The sequence below is a fragment of the Sulfurospirillum sp. E15m genome (genome assembly GCF_059415145.1).
On the sequence record NZ_JCAHZS010000011.1, the window covers coordinates 52837 to 70138 of the forward strand.

Sequence of the window (17302 nt, forward strand, 5' to 3'; positions counted from 1 at the left end):
CCGTTTGGCTTCTTATTGCCCTGCTTTGTAGGCGATTTTATCAAGCCATGAGGTCGGGAAAATGCGTTTTAAAACCCTAAAAAGTTTTGTAGGAAAAGTAACAGCATAACGGATTTTTGGTTTTCGTGCCTCAATCGCTTGCACAACCACTTCCAAAACAGCTTCAGGTCCTAACGTAAAGGGAGCATCGCCCTCTTTTTGAAGTCGTTTTAAGGTTTGTTCATACACTTCTTTGTGAAAAGAGCGCTCTTGGTCGATGTATTTTAAAAATTTAGAAAGCGCATTTTTACGAAAATGACTTCGTATAGGCCCTGGTTCTATCAAAACTACATCAATACCGCTGTTGAGAAGTTCCAAACGAAGCGTGTCAGCAAGTCCTTCAATTGCAAATTTACTGGCATTATACGCCCCACGATAACTCATCGCGACAAGCCCTAAAATAGAACTGTTATAAATGATACGTCCGCTTTTTTGTTTGCGCATATAGGGCAAAACCAAGTTCGTGAGTTCTTGTGTCCCAAAGACATTCGTTTCAAACTGTTCGCGAAGCACATCACGCTTCAAATCTTCCACAGCGCCAGGTTGGCCGTAAGCAGCGTTATTGAAAAGTACATCAATGCGTCCACCGCTTTGGGAAAGCATCCAGGCAAGTGCAACATGAATACTTGAAGAATCGCGCAAATCCAGTTTAAATGCGTTTAACCCCTCTGCACTAAGACGTTTGACATCATCTTCGTCCCGACAGGTTGCAAAAACGTTATACCCTAGCTTTTTCAGCCCATGCGCGCACGTATAACCAATACCGCTGGAACAGCCCGTGATTAAAATAGACTGACGCATCACACGCTCACAATACTCTCGCCTGATTCAATCCAAGAGCTTAAGAGCTCTCCTGTGTAAAAAACATTGATGCCACAGCTTTGTAGAGGAGTTGTTATGTCCATTGTGTCGGCACATTTAAGGCATGCAATGATTTTCACACCATCTTTAATCATGGCTTCGACTTTCGTTCTTACTTCTACATCTTCGGCAATAAGTCTTTGTGAAGCACCCCAAACCAGTACTTCCACTTCATCCATCCAGCCTTTTAGAAGAGCATTGTGCGCATAAAGACAGACCATATGCATCGCTGTCTCTTTATTGTCTGTTGTCCATAAGATTTTAGCTTTTTTTGACATATTCGTCCTTTTACATGTAACGAAGAAGTGCCCAAAGAAATGACATGTAATTCTTTGGGCAGAAAGATTATTGGACCTCGAAAGTCTCTTCAGGTTTCATTTCAATGATTTTCCAAGGAAGCCCTTGAACATTAAGCTCGTCCATAAACGGCTTGGCATCAAATTGTTCCATATTAAAAACACCTTTGCCGCCCCATTTGCCCTCTAGCATCATTTTTGCCCCAATCATCGCAGGCACACCTGTGGTATAACTCACCGCTTGAGCACCCGTTTCACGGTAGCACGCTTGGTGGTCACAGACATTGTAGATGTAGATTTTGCGTTTTTTGCCATCTTTCAGACCTTCAAACACACAGCCGATGTTGGTGTAACCCACCGTTCTTGGTCCCAAACTTGCAGGGTCTGGAAGCAGTGCTTTTAAGAGTTGAATCGGTACGATTTTCACGCCATCGACTTCAACTTCGTCGATGCGAAGCATGCCCACGTTTTCTAAACATTTCATATGCGTGAGGTAGCTTTGACCAAACGTCATGAAAAAACGAATACGCTTTAGTCCTTTGATGTTTTGAACGAGAGATTCCAACTCTTCATGGTAGAGTAAATAACTGTCTTTTGGTCCCACTTCTGGGTAATCCCAGACCATTTTCACGGAAACAGGCTCTGTTTCTATCCATTTGCCCTCTTCCCAATAACGCCCTTTGGAGCTGACTTCTCGAAGGTTGATTTCTGGGTTAAAATTCGTAGCAAACGCATACCCATGGTCACCCGCGTTACAGTCTAAAATGTCGATAGAGTTAATTTCATCGAACAGGTATTGCTGAGCATAGGCACAAAAAACATTCGTCACGCCCGGGTCAAATCCACTGCCTAAAAGTGCCATAATGCCTGCATCTTTAAACGCTTTATCTCTTGCCCATTGCTCTTTGTATTCAAATTTTGCTAAGTCTGGATGTTCGTAGTTTGCGGTATCAAGGTAAGGAACTTTCGTTTTAACGCATGCATCCATAATCGTTAAGTCTTGGTACGGAAGTGCGATATTCATCACTAAAGCGGGTTTGACTTTTTCAATTAAAGCGACCAACGCATCCACATCATCCGCATCAATCGCAGCCGTTTCGATGTTTACATGTAAAGATTCTTCAATCTCTTTTGCGATTTGGTCACATTTTGCTTTTGTTCTGCTTGCCAAGACAATGTGTGAAAACACACCGCTGTTCATCGCACATTTTTTAGTGACCACACGGCTCACTCCACCCGCACCAATAATTAATACTGTTGCCATTTTTATCCTTCTCAATGTTTTAATTGACTTTTTTAAAGTCTCAACCACGCCAAAAGAGCTAAGCTCTTTTGATTAGCCACTAGGGCGCTAAAGCTAGCCAACATGTTGGCAGAATTAAAGTTAAGATAAGGCTTCTTTAATAAGAGCTATACGCCATAGCCATTATCAAAAAAGCCTAGTAGAATTATTTTGATTACGTTTTGACTGCCACAAACACTGTATAGCAGTGTAATTTATTTTGATTACGTTTTTATTTCAAACTGTTAATGATGATATGCGCCAACGCTAATGCTCGCGCTCGGTGCGAAAACGCTTTTTTCACACTCTCTTCCAATTCACCCAACGTTTTATCGTAGCCTAATGGCATAAACATCGGATCATACCCAAAACCATTAGTGCCTTTAGCCTCTGCAATGGCGGTTCCATGCATCCATCCATGAACGCAAAACTCGCCTTTTTTACACACCAAGGCAATGGCAGCTGTATAATACGCTGGTGTTGCTTCTAAATGGTGCTCTTGAAGCGTATGAATCAGTTTGTTTAAGTTATCTTTCGCATTTGCGTTGATTCCTGCATAACGCGCACTGTAAATTCCAGGAATACCCCCTAATGCAGGCACACTGATACCGCTGTCATCACTTAAGACCATATCATTTTTATCGTCCAGTTTTTCAAAAACAGCGCGTGCTTTAATCAGCGCGTTTTCTTTAAACGTCTTTCCTGTTTCTTCAATCTCAAATGAAGGCATAATATCGCTGTACGCGATAACTTCATACTCTTGAATCCACGATTGAAACTCTTTGACTTTGCCTTGATTCGATGTCGCTAAAATAATTCTCAAACCCTACTCCACATACGCAAATGAATGTTTATTGTACCGATTTTTGTTTAAAACTTCGGTTGCATGATCCACACTTCAAGTGGAGCTTTGAGTTCACCTGCTACATATTGTGCTCGAGGACCATAGCCCATAAACATATCGGCCCTGTTAGGTCCTTTGATAGCACCGCCCGTATCTTGCGCAAAGACAAATTTATCGACACTGTAAATATCCGAATGGCTGCGTACCGCGATGAGGGAGCCTAAAGGAATATAGCTTTTATCCACAGCAGCTGAACGCTCTGGGGTTAAAACAAGCCCCAAACTGCCTGTTGCTTTTTGCTCCATTTTACGAAAGAAAACATAGCTTGGATTGGTATTTAAAAGAGAATCAACCTCTTTGGGATGGGCTAAAAGCCATGCACGAATACTTTGCAAAGAGACCTCTTCCACACTAGCAAAAATACCTCGGTTAATCATCTCTCGTCCAAGTGACTTGTACTGATGGCCATTGGTATCAGAAAAACCTACAAAGATGACTCTGCCATCATCCAATTCAACTCTGCCTGAGCCTTGCACTTCCATAAAATACAAGTCAATTTTGTCATCGACATAACAAATAACGTCGGCTTTGAGTTTGTGTTTAGCAATTTCAGCGCGTGTAAAATAAGGAAGCATTTTGCCTTTGACGGAGCGCCCGCGCATCTGTTTGTCATTTTCACCGACAATTTTGAGCAAATCTTTGGGCTTTGCGTACACGGGGTATTTAAAGCGTTCGGTCTTTTTTAGACTCCCATGCAAAAGCGGTTCATAATAGCCTGTCAGCATGGAGCGTTGCTCATTGGGTTCAATGCGTTTTAGCTCAAAGGAGGTCTTAAAAAACGCCTTTGCATCTTTTACATGTAATGCTTGTTGGCATACATTGGCATACACTTTTTGTGTTAAAGGTGCTTTGCAATCCACCTTGAAAAGCTCTAAGAGTTCATCAAAATTTTCATTTTGAGCCAGTTCGTCAAAACGGACATTACCCGTTTCTAAGGAGGTAACTAACGCTTGGTCTTCAGGAGTTGGAGAAGATTTTGGAGCACAGCCGCTCACCACAAACATAAAACAAAGAAGAAGGGGGAAATAATAGCGCATCGGTATCCAAGGAAAAGAGGTAGCTCGTACCTCTTGATTTAAGCAGCTTTTTTCAGTGCTGCCAACTCTGCTTTGATTGAATCAAATTGTGCATACATTTTGTCATTTTCTAAAACGAGCCAATGATTTAGCCCAATGTAATAAAGTGAAATAAAGTAAATTAAGGCACATCCCATAAAGCCTAAAATATGTGTAATATCCATCGTGCATCCTTTCAAATGTGTTGAGAGGATTATAACATAAAACAACCTTGCACAATGTTTCATTTTCATATCTCATAGAATTTTCAAAGTTTAAGGAAGGTAAAATTGTCATGAATACATTACGAGGATTTTTTCGCCTATGATTAAAACCATTTTCCCATTGAGTTTGATTATCTCACTCCGTTTTTTAGGTCTCTTTATTGTTCTGCCTGTTCTGTCTGTTTATGCACTGCATTTAGAAGGCTCCAGCGAATTCCTAGTCGGTATCACCATCGGTGGATATGCGATTACACAAATGCTTCTTCAAATTCCATTTGGCATCCTCTCCGATAAAATAGGCCGCAAAATTACGATTTTTATTGGTCTGGTCATTTTTATGGCTGGCTCCATCGTCTGTGGATTTAGCGAAAGTATCTATACTTTAATGTTTGGTCGTTTTTTACAAGGTGCTGGCGCCATTGGAGCCGTTGGAACAGCGATGATTAGCGATATGGTCAAAGAAGAAGTTCGCGCACACGCTATGGCAGTGATGGGTGGAAGTATCGCCGCTAGTTTTGCCATTTCGATGATGCTAGGCTCTGTGATTGGCGGTTATTATGGCGTCGATAAACTCTTTTTTATTACGGCAGGACTTTCGTTACTTGCTATTATCATTCTCTTTACCAAAGTCCCAAATCCTCCTAAAATCGTCCACCATTACGGCGCAGATGAAACCCAACTCAGACACATTTTTAAAGATAAAAATTTGATGAAGATGAACATCACCAATTTGCTTCAAAAAGGGATGATGACTTTGGCCTTTTTGGTGATTCCTATTATCATGCTGAAAAATTTTGGCTACGTTAAAAAAGAGCTATGGATGGTCTATCTTCCTGCGATGATTTTTGGCGTTATTGCGATGGGACCTTCTGCTATTATGGGTGAGAAAAAGCATAAAGCCAAAGAGATGCTGATGATTGGCGTTGCTTTGTTTGCACTGAGTTACGTCATCATGGGGTATGCACACTCCGCTTCTTGGTTCATTGTGGGCGTTATCATCTTCTTTATCGGCTTTAATATGCACGAACCGCTCATGCAATCCATGGCAAGTAAATACGCAAAAGTACATCAAAAAGGCGCAGCACTAGGTGTTTTTAACTCTTTTGGCTACGCAGGTACATTTATCGGTGGTGTGTTTGGTGGCTTTTTCTTACAGCACTTTGGTATGATGGAAATTGCATGGGTTATCTTTATTACCTGTATTCTCTGGCTTTTTCTGATCGCCTCGCTTCAAAACCCAAAACACAATAAAAATATTTATATCCCGTATGGCGAATTTGATATAACACGCATTGAGCACCTTAAAGGACTTAAGGGCATTGTGGAGTGGTATCGCAATGAGAGTGAGCAAATCTTAGTCGTCAAATACGACGCCAATCTCACGGACAAAGAAACAATTGTCGCTGTCATTTCTTAAGTGGTTTATCTCTCTTTATTTCTGACAAGCTTTGCTTCTGCCACGCTTTTGCCCGGTGGAAGCGAAGCACTTTTTGTCTACCTTCTCTCTGAACAGCATCAATCTATTTTGCTTTTACTCTTTGCCACTCTAGGCAATACGCTTGGCTCATTCACTAATTACCTTTTAGGCAAATATGCGACAGATTTTGCAAAACGTAAACACTATATGAAACAAAAATGGCTGGATAAAGCAACAACCTTGTTTAATACCTACGGGTTTTGGACACTGTGGTTTTCGTGGTTTCCCATCATTGGCGACCCATTAACGTTTGTTGCAGGTGTCGCACACTATTCGTGGCGTAAATTTTTATTCACCGTTTTGTGCGCAAAATTTTTGCGCTACCTCTTTATTTATGCGGGATTCCTAGCGCTTTTTTAGATTTACATGTAAAAACCATTACGTATTTTTTCAGCACGTAAACGGTAAAATGAGCTTTTTTAAAGGAAACCCTGTGAACAGTTACGTGATTGCTTATCAAGGCGTTGAAGGCGCTTATTCTCATCTGGCGTGTAAAGGTTTTTTCCCTCAGTCGATTGCCATCGCGTGCCATACCTTTGAAGATGCTATGAAATTGGTTGAAGCCGAAACCGCTAATTTTGCGATGATACCTCTTGAAAATTCTACCGCAGGACGTGTTGAAGAAATTTACCGTAAAATCCCACAGCTGGCTCTACACATTGTGGCGGAGCATTTCCAACCAGTGAAACATTGTCTTTTAGGTGTCAAAGGAAGCTCCATTCAGAGCATTAAATACGTCTCTTCACATCCGCAAGCACTGGCACAATGTCATCAGCATATCATTCAAAATCATTTTGAAGCCATCGCTCAATTTGACACAGCAGGTGCCGCACAAGAAGTCAAAGAGAAAAATGACCCGACATACGGCGCTATCGCATCAGAACTTGCGGCAAAGCTTTATAATTTGGAAATACTTGATGCCGATTTTGGTGACCAAAAAGGCAATGTCACGCGCTTTATCGTTCTTTCAAAACAAAATATGACACCGACCTATGATAAGACCAAACGCTATATCACTTCACTTTTTTTTCAAGTACGCAATATTCCTGCGGCACTCTATAAAGCGCTCGGTGGCTTTGCGACCAATGGAGTCAATCTTATTAAACTCGAGAGTTATAGCATGCCCGATACGCCACTTCAAGTCAGTCAATTTCACCTTGAAATCGACGGTCATCCTGAAGAAAAATCCATAAAACTCGCCTTAGAAGAACTCACGTTTTTTGCCAAAAATATCAAGTATCTGGGTATCTATGAAAGAAATAATTACCGCGATGAAGTACTGGGTGTAAACGTCTTGTAATTACAAAAAGGTTTTTACATGTAAAAACCTTTTGTCACCTAAATAAAAAAATGTCACACATCTTTGAGACAATTTCTTACACATTCTACAAGTTTAAGGTTTCTTATCTTATTCTACTCCAAGATTTAAATTTACTCTTTATAATCTTTATTATAAGTCATTTGTTTATTTTCCTGACCTGACATTAAAGCATTCGCATTTACAGGAGGTTAAGATGTTTAACGCAAAGAAAATTGCCTTTATTCTTTTGGCTTTAGTCGCTATGCTCTCCATGATTTATCTCACACCTGAAATGGCAGGACTCAATTTCAAAGGAAAAGTAGCGCTTGGAGTTGGTATTTTTGCAATCATTGTCTGGATTACACAAGCCCTAGATGATGCACAAAGCGGGTTTTTAATCATCGCTTTTTTGGTTCTTTTTGGAGCAGGAAAAATTGGCGAAGCACTGATTGGATACTCTTCAACAGGTGTGTGGATTGTGATGTTAGGTATGGTTATGGCTGCGTGTATGGGAGACAGTGGGCTTTCAAAACGGCTAGCCCTCATTATTGTCAGTAAAATTGGAAAATCTGCCATCAACTTATACTGGGCAATTTCTCTCGTCACACTCATAATGACGTTTTTTATCCCATCACTCGCGGCAAAAACGCTTTTAGTTTTACCTATTATTACCTCTATGGGTTTAGCGTTTGGTGCAGAAAAAGGAAAAAGTACCCTCGTAAAAGGGTTGATTTATATTGTGACCATCGCTGGAACCATGTATTGTATGGGCATTATGACTTCACATGCGGCCAACCCAATCTCGGTGAGTCTTTTAAAAAATGCCACAGGCGTTGAAGTCAGTTGGATGGAGTGGTTTAAAATAGGTATGCCACCTGCTTTACTCATGGGTTTAATTGCGACATATATTATTATCAAAATGTTTCCACCTGATATTGAAGATATATCTGCAGGTCGTGATGTGATGAATCAACAATTGACAGATATGGGAAAAATGAGTTCAAAAGAGATATATGCGTTTGTTATTTTCATAGCAACCCTTCTTTTGTGGGCTACGGACAAACTTCATGGACTTAATACTACATTGGTTGCCATGCTTGCCGTTGCCGCCATGATTGCCCCTGTTCCTACGCAAGTCATGACATGGAAAGAGGCTGAAAAAAAAGTGCCTTGGAATGTTTTTATCGTGTATGGTGCAGGTTTGTCTATGGGTTCACTCTTAGTAAAAACCGGTGCGGCAAAGTGGCTCGCAAGTACCTTTTTTCATCCATTGCTGACGTTGGATGTAAGATTACAAGTGGTCATTTTTATCTGGCTGATGCTTGCGCTTCAAGTTTTATTCACTGGAGCTGGTCCTAAAACAACGGCTTTAACACCTGTGGTTATCGCGCATGCCGTAGCCGTAGCGGCACTTCCTGCCAATGCAAGCATGCAAGTCACCGCTTTTGTTCTCTTGGTTGCGATGAATATGCTCCACCAATATTTACTCCCCGTTTCCAATCTTCCAAACATCATTGGTCTTGCAACCGAGGAGATTACCTCGAGCGAATTGATTAAAGTTGGCGCTATTATGAGTCTTTTTGGTGCAATCTTTAGTACGATTATGGTTTATACCTATTGGAGTTGGATAGGTTTATTTTAATAAAAAAGCGAGTATTGCTAGGCTCTTAAGAACCTAGCAATACGATATCGACCATCTCACCTTTTTCGATTTTTTGAACATCTTTTTCAACACGTAACAGTACAGGAGAGCCTAAAAGATTATTGAGAATGGCACTGCTTCCTTCTTTTTTCCCTTCCAAATCAACAATGAGTTGTCCATCACAAAAGCGAAGATTACAAGCAGTAAATTCGACAAATTTAGAGCGCTTTTTATAAAACTCGCCCATAGTCGCTTTGGTTGTTGGAAGGGCAAAAGTTTGCGCATTCATTTTGCGAAGCAGTGGAGCGATGAACAAAAAGGTACAGACTGAAGCGCTGTAAGGAAACCCTGGGAGGGCATAGATGTATTTGTGGTCTGCCTTAACCACACGAATGTGGCGACCTGGTTTCATGTAGGAGCCATCAATAATATTTTCGGTCTTCATATCGGTCAAGATACTTTGAATAAAATCAAAATCGCCCACACTGCCACCACCTGTCGTAATCACGATGTCACTCCAGCGAAGCGCTTGGCGCAGTTGTTGTTCTATCAGCTCGCGCTCATCTTTAATCAATTTAAACCGCATCGTCTCACAGCCTAATTGGCGTAAAATCGCTTCGACGGTTACGTGATTGGAACTTCTAATCTGTGCGTAAGAGGTTTTCGTTTCACCAAAATCCAAGATTTCATTGCCCGTAGAAAGAATAGCAACACGAGGTTTCATAAAAACTTCGACTTGTACCATCCCCAGTTCCGCCATGACACCAATCTCAGCAAAACCGATTTTCGTGCCTTTTTTAATGAGGATCTCTCCCGCTTTATAGTTTTCACCAATCGGGCGAACCGCAAAACCTTTAGGAACTGCTGACGTAATGTGAATCATTTCCTCTTTTACTTCGACATTTTCGATGGGAATCAGCGTATCGCTGCCCTCACTCATCAACGTTCCCGTAAAGGTTTTTACACACTCGCCTTTTGCAACCACCCCACGTGTTTCTGTACCTGCTGGCACAAAATCACTGATACGAAGTGCGCCTAATTGTTGGTCGATAAATCGAATGGCATAACCATCCATCGAAGAGGTTTCATGGGTAGGATTGTTTTCGCGTGCCATGATATCGATAGCTAAGTAACGCCCTTGCGCATCGCCAATAAAAATATTTTCGATACCAAATTCTGTTGTGATAGAAGCTTCAAGTGCTTTTAATGTTTCATCAAAGGGAGGAAATTGGCTCATGCGTCAGCCTTTAAAAGGCCCGAACCGCTAATAATATGGGAGCGTTCTTTCGCATAAATGCGCTTGCCATCCACAAGGTCATATTTCCAAATAGGCGCGTTAGCTTTAAAATCTTCCACAAAATCATTAATCATTTTAAGGGCAACTTTACGTTTAGGAGAAACAACCGCGGCAATATAGCTTGAGGTATGATTTGGGACATCCCCACGCGAATGTGCCATCAAAAGATAGGCATGTTGCTCTTTGGCGACTTCTTGCCACGCATTAAACCAGCTGGTTAAAATAGGCTCATAAATATCAAAACTCAGCCCATCAATGCCATCTTCGTCACGTACGATTCCAACAAAAGGGATGAACGCTCCGTAATTTTTATCGTTGATTTGGGCATACCACGAAGCAAGAATTGCCTCTACCTGTAAAGGCCCATTATGAAGTTCTAACATTTTCAACCTCCACAAACTGGAGGGAGTAAGGAGATTTTATCGTCTTTGGAAAGAGGAACATCTAAAGAGCAAACCAGTGTATCATTGATAGCCACAGCACAGATGCCAAGCCACTCTTGGAGTTCATTATCGTCTTTGAAAAATGTTTTCAGTTCTTTCAAATTGGAAATATCTACTTCAATACTTGGACGCGCCAATGGCCCCAAAAATTCGACTTTTGCCACATTTTTTCCTTATTACATGTAAAAGATTTCGAAAGATTGGGAGGGGAGAAAAAAACTCCTCCCAATGTTTTAGATAGGTAATATTCGTATATTTTTACTTAATTTTTCTTGTAGTACGGCTTCAATCGCGAAAAGTGTTCCTGTTGAACTGCTTGCACAACCGCTACAAGCACCAAGGTAACGAATATAAACATCTGTCATTCCATCATCACCGTCTTTGATATCTAAAATTTCGAGGTTACCGCCATCCATGACAAGCATAGGACGAATATTTTCATCAATCACGGCTTCAATCTCTTTGAGTTTTTTAACAACGGTTAATTCTTCAAAGCTAACCGTGTTGCTTCCTTCGATTTTTGAATTAGAAATCGCAAGTAAATGGTCATGTTCCATCTCAGCTCTTGTGTCACGTAAAATATCAACAAGGTAATGTTCACGTGCCTCATGCCCACCGGGTTTAATACAGGATTTACAAAATGCACCTGCTTTGGTATAGTTTGTAATCTCTTCAACGGTTTTTAGGTTGTTGATTTTAATCACTTCTTTAATCGTTCCAAGGCTAACACGCGCACATTCACACACAATAATGTCATCTTCAAATGAAGCGGCATCCACGCCTTTAAACGATGCTGCTGCTGCTTTAATAACGTCATACGCCATAACAGAACAGTGCATTTTTTGAGGTGGAACAGCCGGTGTATTGGGTTCATCACGCATTGCTTTTTCAACATCAATATTGGTGATTTTAACCGCTTCAGAAACAGTTTTGCCTTTACAAAGCTCTGCCATAGTGTCTGAGCTTGCAATGGCGGTACCGCAACCAAAGCTTTTAAATTTTGCTTCTTTGATGATTTCGGTTGCTTCATCTACAATCCAGTAAAGTCTGACGGCGTCGCCACAACTCTCTGCACCAAAGTCTGCAATAATGAGTTTGCCACCCTCTTTTTTTGCATCTTCTTCTGTTAATTCACCCATGTTTTGTGGGTGGTTCATCAAATCTTGTACTTTTTGGCTGTATTCCTCCCAAATGGAGCCGCCAATTAAACTATTTTTTGCCATTTTTTTATCCTCTAGTGTTATTTATCATTATAATTTACTGACATGCCATGAAGGGGCATATGCATACGTGCTTGAAATGGCACGAAGTCTCACAACTGCTTTTTGAATGACGTCAATTGCAAAATCAATCTCCTCTTCTGTGGTGAAACGTGAAAGAGAAAGTCTAAGTGCTGTGTGCGCTAAATCTGCCTCTGCACCAATCGCTTCCATAACAGGGTTTGATTCAAGTGCTTCGCTCGCACACGCACTTCCCGTACTCGCACCGATGCCGCTTTGATTGAGATCCCATAGCATCGCTTCGCCTTCAATACCTTTTACGCTGACTAAAATGGTATTGGGAACTCTCTGTTCTTTCGTACCAACCACCATCATTTCAGGAATTTGTAAAAGGGCATCTTCGAGTTTATCTCTTAAACGTCTGACATTATTTTTTTCAAAATCAAGCGCTTCAACAGCAAGTTCCATTGCTTTTCCCATGCCTACGATGCTTGGGACATTGAGTGTTCCACTACGACGTCCGCCCATGTGTTCGCCGCCATGAAAGAAAGGTGTCAAGGCTTGTCCATTGCGAATATAAAGACCACCAATCCCTTTTGGTCCGTGGAATTTATGTGCTGAGAAACTGAGAAAATCAACATTCACTTTTTGCACATCGACGGGAATTTTACCAATCGCTTGAACAGCGTCGGTATGAAAAAGTACGCCTCTTTCTTTACAGATAGCTCCAATTTCTTCAACCGGGAAAATCATACCCGTTTCATTATTTGCCCACATAATGGAGACAAGCGCCGTTTTATCAGTAATGGCATTTTTAAGGTCTTCTACATTAATGACACCATCGGTATTAACCGGTAAATAGGTCACTTTAACACCAAGCGTTTCTAAAAATTTACAGGAAGCCCCAACAGCAGGATGTTCCACTTCAGTGGTAATAATATGATCTTTATCACCATTTAAGATGTAGTCATGATAGATACTTTTAATCACCCAGTTATTGCTCTCGGTAGCACAGGATGTAATGACAATATCATCATCATCACTTGCATTAATACCAGCATACAGCTGATCCATTGCTTTACGAAGTGCGGGGTGGCTCTCGCTGCCAAACTCATGTAACGAATTTGGATTGCCATACATCTGGCAAAAATAAGGAACCATCTCTTCAAACACTTTAGGGTCCACTATGGTTGTTGCGTTGTTATCTAAATAGACTCTCATAAAAACTTCTCCATCGCTAATAGGATAAAGTTTATCCTAATTAATTTTTTTGAATACTATTACTTTCTACTTTAAAAAATACTAAAATAATTTAACCACTTTTCAAAATAATGTGTCATAGCGTTTTTAGCCAACAATCAATTTTAGGTCATTAACCGTTGTTTCAAATTCGAAAACCTCTTCAGGATTTTGCTGTAAAAAACCATTCATTTTCTCTTTTTTACTAATCGCCAAATCCAGCTCTTTATCATTGCCTTTTTCGTATGCACCAATGCGAATAAGTACCTCATTTTCTTTCAAAATAGAGCTAAGACGTTTAAAACGCATTGCCGCTTTTTTATGCTCACCATCAATGACGTCGCCCATAACCCTCGAGGCACTGTTTTGAATACTAATCGGCGGGTAAATACCATAATCGGTGAGTTCTCGACTGAGTACGATATGGCCGTCTAAAATACTTCTGGACTGATCGGCAATCGGATCGCTGAGGTCATCGCCTTCAACCAAAACAGTAAAGAACGCTGTAATCGAGCCTTTGCCCTCTTCTTTTCCCGCACGCTCCATGAGTTGCGGCAACAGTGCCAAAACAGAAGGCGGATAGCCTTTTGAGGTAGGAGGTTCCCCAAGAGCTAGACCAATTTCACGCTGTGCCATTGCAAAACGTGTCACAGAATCCATCATGAAAAGAACGTCTCTTCCTTGGTTTTTGAAATACTCCGCAACGCTCATGGCACTAAAAGCACCATACTTTCGCATCAAAGGCGAATCATCGCTGGTAGCGACAATAATTACGGTATTTTCAAGATTGCCCCCTAAGTTTTTTTCGATAAACTCAGGGACCTCACGTCCACGCTCACCAATAAGCGCGACCACTTTAATAGGCGCTTCGGAACCACGAACAATCATACCCATTAAAGTTGATTTTCCCACACCGCTTCCCGCAAAGATACCCATTTTTTGACCTTTGCCACACGTCAAAAGACCATCAATAGTCTTGACACCCACGCGAAAAGGTTCATTAATCAGTCCTCTTTTCATCGGATCAAGAGGCGCTTTCATAATCGGTGCTTGAGACGTTGCACCTATCGTTCCTTTGCCATCTTTTGGGCGAATAAACGGATCAACTACGCGTCCTAAAAGCTCCTCACCCACTGGAATCATCATACCTTGTTCGCTAATAAATACCTTATCGCCAATCTTAAATCCTTCAATAAAACCAAAAGGAGAGATAAAAAAAGCGTTGCGATCTACCTCGGTAATCATCCCCAATTCACTTTTATCTTCATTGAGGGAAACAATTTTAACAATATCGCCGATACTAGGTCTTAGCCCGCACGCCTCAATGGTCGTGGAACTAATTTTCGTAATCGTACCAAACATGGGCGAAAGACTTTTGTTTTGAAGTTTTTCGCGTAATCGATTGAGTGGCATTAGTAACGATTGGCCTGTGGAGCATTGATAATATCAAAAAACTCTTTTCTAGTATCTGCTTTTAAAAAGAGCCCTCGAAGTGCTGATGTAGTTGTATTCGAATGCGTTTTTTCCACACCGCGCATCTCCATACACATATGACGCGCTTGAATCACAACCCCTACACCTTTAGGGGCAATCACATCGTCTATTGCTTTGGCTATTTGTTCGGTGAGTTGCTCTTGGATTTGAAGGCGACGAGCGAAGATGTCCACCATGCGTGGGATTTTAGAAAGGCCTACGACTTTTCCATTCGGAATGTACGCTACATGTGCGCGCCCGATAATGGGCAAAAGATGGTGTTCACACATGGAATAAAATTCAATATCTTTAATTAAAACCATCTGGTTATTATCGCTTTCAAACAGAGCTTCACCTAACACCTCATTGGGGCTTTGATGATACCCTTGTGTCATATATTCATACGCTTTAAAAACGCGTGTCGGAGTCTTTATGAGTCCCTCGCGCCCAGTATTTTCACCTATGATTTCAAGCATCGTTTTAACCGCTTGTTCAAATTCTTCTTGTCTATGCATGATTGTTCACTTTTTTCTAAAATTAAGACGACTTATTCTATCTGCTTTTTGCTTTTTGCTGGATAAAAAGCGACTTAAAAGCAAATTTTTGCTATATTTGAGCAAAATTTTATATCGAAAAGGGATTTTATGCAAATTAAAGTTAACCGCACCAATAGTGCTAATGCTGCTGTTGAAGCGACTATTTCACCTGCACTATTACAAAAAAAAGAAGAGAAGATGATTGCATCTGCTGCTTCAAATATGAAAATTGATGGTTTTAGAAAAGGAAAAGTTCCTGCACATATCATCAAAGCTCGTCACGGTAAACAAATTCAACAAGACGCACAAACAGAAGCATTAAGAGAGCTTTTTAACAAAGCATTAGAAGAACTAGATGTTAAAGCAGAGCTTGTTGTCGGTGAGCCTAGCTTTACAAAATTTGAAGAAAAAGAGGGTGGCTTAGAGCTTGAAATGAAACTTTCATTTCGCCCAACAGTGAATGTTGAAGGCTACAAAGAGTGTGTTCCTGAATACAAAACACCTAAAGTCACTAAAAAAGAAATTAGCGAGCGATTAGAGAAAACATTGGCATTGGTTGCTGAACTTAAAACGGTTGAAGAAAAACGTGCTATCAAATCAGGAGACTTTGCGATCATTGATTTTGAAGGATTTTTAGACGGTGTAGCATTTGAAGGTGGTAAAGCAGAAGGCTATACACTTGAACTGGGCAGTAACTCATTTATTCCTGGTTTTGAAGATGGTATCGTAGGCATGAAAGCGGGTAAAAGTAAAGAAATCGAACTTACGTTCCCAGAAAACTATGGCAACAAAGACCTTGCTGGCAAACCAACTGTTTTCAAAGTGACTCTCAAAGAAATCAAAGTGAAAGATGTTCCAGAAACACCAAGCGAAGAGATGATTAAAAAATTGCTTCCAGGCGTTGAGAACCCAACACTTGAAGTGCTTGAAGAACAAATTGAAACCGAAATTCGCAACGAAAAACTTGCGAAAGTATTTAATGACGATGTCAAACCAAAATTTGTTGAAAACGTTTTAGAAAAAATTGCTCTTGACCTTCCTGAAAATATCGTTGATCAAGAGATTGATCTTCAAATGCGTGGTGTATTTGGCAAGCTTAGCGAAGAAGAGATCAAAGAATACTCAGGCAATCCAGAAAAAATTAAAGAAAAACGCGAAGAATTTAGAAGTGAAGCTGAAAAAAGTGTTAAACTTACATTTATCGTTGATGAACTTGCAAAACAAGAAGGCATCAATGTGAGTGATCAAGAAGTGCTGCAAATGATCTATTTCGAAGCAATGCAACAAGGTGCTAATCCAAAAGAATACTTAGAATTTTATGAGAAACAAGGTGTTCTTCCAGCGATTAAAATGTCGATTATCGAAGAGAGACTCTTCAACAAGCTTTTTACAAAAGGTAAATAATGAGTTATTACGTTCCCGTCGTTGTCGAAAAGACAGGCCGTGGTGAGAGAAGTTACGATATCTACTCTCGTCTTTTAAAAGATCGCATTATTATGCTTAGCGGCGAAATTAATGATGCTGTTGCTTCTTCAATCGTAGCGCAACTACTGTTTCTTGAGGCCGAAGATCCTGAAAAGGACATCTATCTTTATATCAACTCTCCCGGTGGTGTTATTACCAGCGGCTTTAGCATTTACGATACGATGAACTATATCAAGCCTGATATTAGTACAATCTGTATCGGTCAAGCTGCTTCAATGGGAGCGTTTTTACTTAGCTCAGGAACAAAAGGCAAACGTTATGCTTTACCAAATGCGCGTATTATGATTCATCAACCTCTTGGTGGAGCACAAGGACAAGCAACTGACATCGAGATTCAGGCAAAAGAAATTTTGAGAATGAAACAAGTTTTAAATGAAATTTTGGCAAAAAATTGTTCTCAAAAACTTCCAAAAATTATTAAAGATACCGAACGTGATTTCTTTATGAGTGCGAGTGAATCTTGTGAATATGGTTTAATTGATAAAGTATTGGACAAAAGTTTCAAATAATATTTTAAAGAAGGCAAACA

Annotated in this window: 19 protein-coding genes; 6 read left to right on the forward strand and 13 right to left on the reverse strand. The window is 40.5% G+C overall.

The window, feature by feature from the left end; translation table 11 throughout:
* Positions 1–12: 12 nt before the first annotated feature.
* From AC5SLP_RS13240 to AC5SLP_RS13265, 6 genes are all read right to left on the reverse strand, one after another.
* The gene (locus AC5SLP_RS13240; RefSeq protein ID WP_495255639.1) at positions 13–840 is read right to left on the reverse strand and encodes an SDR family oxidoreductase; all 828 of its coding nucleotides are present in this window, start codon (positions 838–840) and stop codon (positions 13–15) included.
* The gene (locus tag AC5SLP_RS13245) at positions 840–1178 is read right to left on the reverse strand and encodes a hypothetical protein (protein WP_495255640.1); all 339 of its coding nucleotides are present in this window, start codon (positions 1176–1178) and stop codon (positions 840–842) included. Before AC5SLP_RS13245 ends, AC5SLP_RS13240 begins: the two co-directional genes overlap by 1 nt.
* 67 nt (positions 1179–1245) lie before the next feature.
* Complete coding sequence (locus AC5SLP_RS13250; protein ID WP_495255712.1) at positions 1246–2466, reverse strand: saccharopine dehydrogenase family protein; 1221 nt, start codon at positions 2464–2466, stop codon at positions 1246–1248.
* A 244-nt stretch (positions 2467–2710) separates the two neighbouring features.
* Positions 2711–3301, reverse strand: a complete 591-nt coding sequence (rdgB, locus tag AC5SLP_RS13255; RefSeq protein ID WP_495255641.1) for an RdgB/HAM1 family non-canonical purine NTP pyrophosphatase — start codon at positions 3299–3301, stop codon at positions 2711–2713.
* A 47-nt stretch (positions 3302–3348) separates the two neighbouring features.
* On the reverse strand, positions 3349–4419 hold the full coding sequence (gene mltA / locus AC5SLP_RS13260) for a murein transglycosylase A (RefSeq protein WP_495255642.1): 1071 nt from the start codon (positions 4417–4419) through the stop codon (positions 3349–3351).
* A 38-nt stretch (positions 4420–4457) separates the two neighbouring features.
* Positions 4458–4622, reverse strand: a complete 165-nt coding sequence (locus tag AC5SLP_RS13265) for a hypothetical protein (RefSeq protein ID WP_495255643.1) — start codon at positions 4620–4622, stop codon at positions 4458–4460.
* A gap of 139 nt (positions 4623–4761) precedes the next feature.
* Here AC5SLP_RS13265 and AC5SLP_RS13270 point away from each other — a divergent pair, with 139 nt between their 5' ends.
* From AC5SLP_RS13270 to AC5SLP_RS13285, 4 genes are all read left to right on the forward strand, one after another.
* Positions 4762–6078, forward strand: coding sequence for an MFS transporter (locus tag AC5SLP_RS13270; protein ID WP_495255644.1), 1317 nt, complete (start codon positions 4762–4764; stop codon positions 6076–6078).
* A complete protein-coding gene (locus AC5SLP_RS13275; RefSeq protein WP_495255645.1) occupies positions 6079–6498 on the forward strand; it encodes a YqaA family protein in 420 nt (139 codons plus the stop codon).
* Between the two features lie 73 nt (positions 6499–6571).
* The gene (locus tag AC5SLP_RS13280; protein WP_495255646.1) at positions 6572–7438 is read left to right on the forward strand and encodes a prephenate dehydratase; all 867 of its coding nucleotides are present in this window, start codon (positions 6572–6574) and stop codon (positions 7436–7438) included.
* A gap of 214 nt (positions 7439–7652) precedes the next feature.
* Positions 7653–9080: an SLC13 family permease gene (locus AC5SLP_RS13285; RefSeq protein WP_495255647.1), complete on the forward strand. Its 1428-nt coding sequence runs from the start codon at positions 7653–7655 to the stop codon at positions 9078–9080.
* A 25-nt stretch (positions 9081–9105) separates the two neighbouring features.
* Here the strand turns inward: AC5SLP_RS13285 and AC5SLP_RS13290 are convergent, their stop codons facing one another.
* The 7 genes from AC5SLP_RS13290 to folE form a co-directional block, all read right to left on the reverse strand.
* Positions 9106–10317, reverse strand: coding sequence for a molybdopterin molybdotransferase MoeA (locus AC5SLP_RS13290; RefSeq protein WP_495255648.1), 1212 nt, complete (start codon positions 10315–10317; stop codon positions 9106–9108).
* Positions 10314–10760, reverse strand: coding sequence for a molybdopterin synthase catalytic subunit (locus tag AC5SLP_RS13295; RefSeq protein WP_495255649.1), 447 nt, complete (start codon positions 10758–10760; stop codon positions 10314–10316). The genes AC5SLP_RS13290 and AC5SLP_RS13295 overlap by 4 nt, the downstream gene beginning before the upstream one ends.
* A gap of 2 nt (positions 10761–10762) precedes the next feature.
* Positions 10763–10984 carry a MoaD/ThiS family protein gene (locus AC5SLP_RS13300; RefSeq protein WP_495255650.1) on the reverse strand — a complete coding sequence of 74 codons (222 nt, stop codon included), beginning with the start codon at positions 10982–10984 and terminating at the stop codon, positions 10763–10765.
* A gap of 69 nt (positions 10985–11053) precedes the next feature.
* A complete protein-coding gene (locus AC5SLP_RS13305; protein WP_495255651.1) occupies positions 11054–12043 on the reverse strand; it encodes an iron-sulfur cluster assembly scaffold protein in 990 nt (329 codons plus the stop codon).
* Positions 12044–12070: 27 nt separating this feature from the next.
* Entirely contained in the window at positions 12071–13261 is a 1191-nt protein-coding gene (locus tag AC5SLP_RS13310) for a NifS family cysteine desulfurase (RefSeq protein ID WP_495255652.1), read from the reverse strand.
* 126 nt (positions 13262–13387) lie between these two features.
* Positions 13388–14692, reverse strand: coding sequence for a flagellar protein export ATPase FliI (gene fliI, locus AC5SLP_RS13315; protein WP_495255653.1), 1305 nt, complete (start codon positions 14690–14692; stop codon positions 13388–13390).
* Positions 14692–15267 (reverse strand): GTP cyclohydrolase I FolE, encoded by a 576-nt coding sequence (folE, locus tag AC5SLP_RS13320; RefSeq protein WP_495255654.1) that lies wholly within the window; start codon positions 15265–15267, stop codon positions 14692–14694. Before folE ends, fliI begins: the two co-directional genes overlap by 1 nt.
* Before the next feature lie 129 nt (positions 15268–15396).
* Between folE and tig the strand changes: the two genes are divergently transcribed.
* Positions 15397–16692, forward strand: a complete 1296-nt coding sequence (tig, locus tag AC5SLP_RS13325) for a trigger factor (RefSeq protein WP_495255655.1) — start codon at positions 15397–15399, stop codon at positions 16690–16692.
* A complete protein-coding gene (gene clpP, locus AC5SLP_RS13330; protein ID WP_495255656.1) occupies positions 16692–17282 on the forward strand; it encodes an ATP-dependent Clp endopeptidase proteolytic subunit ClpP in 591 nt (196 codons plus the stop codon). The genes tig and clpP overlap by 1 nt, the downstream gene beginning before the upstream one ends.
* Positions 17283–17302 lie beyond the last annotated feature (20 nt).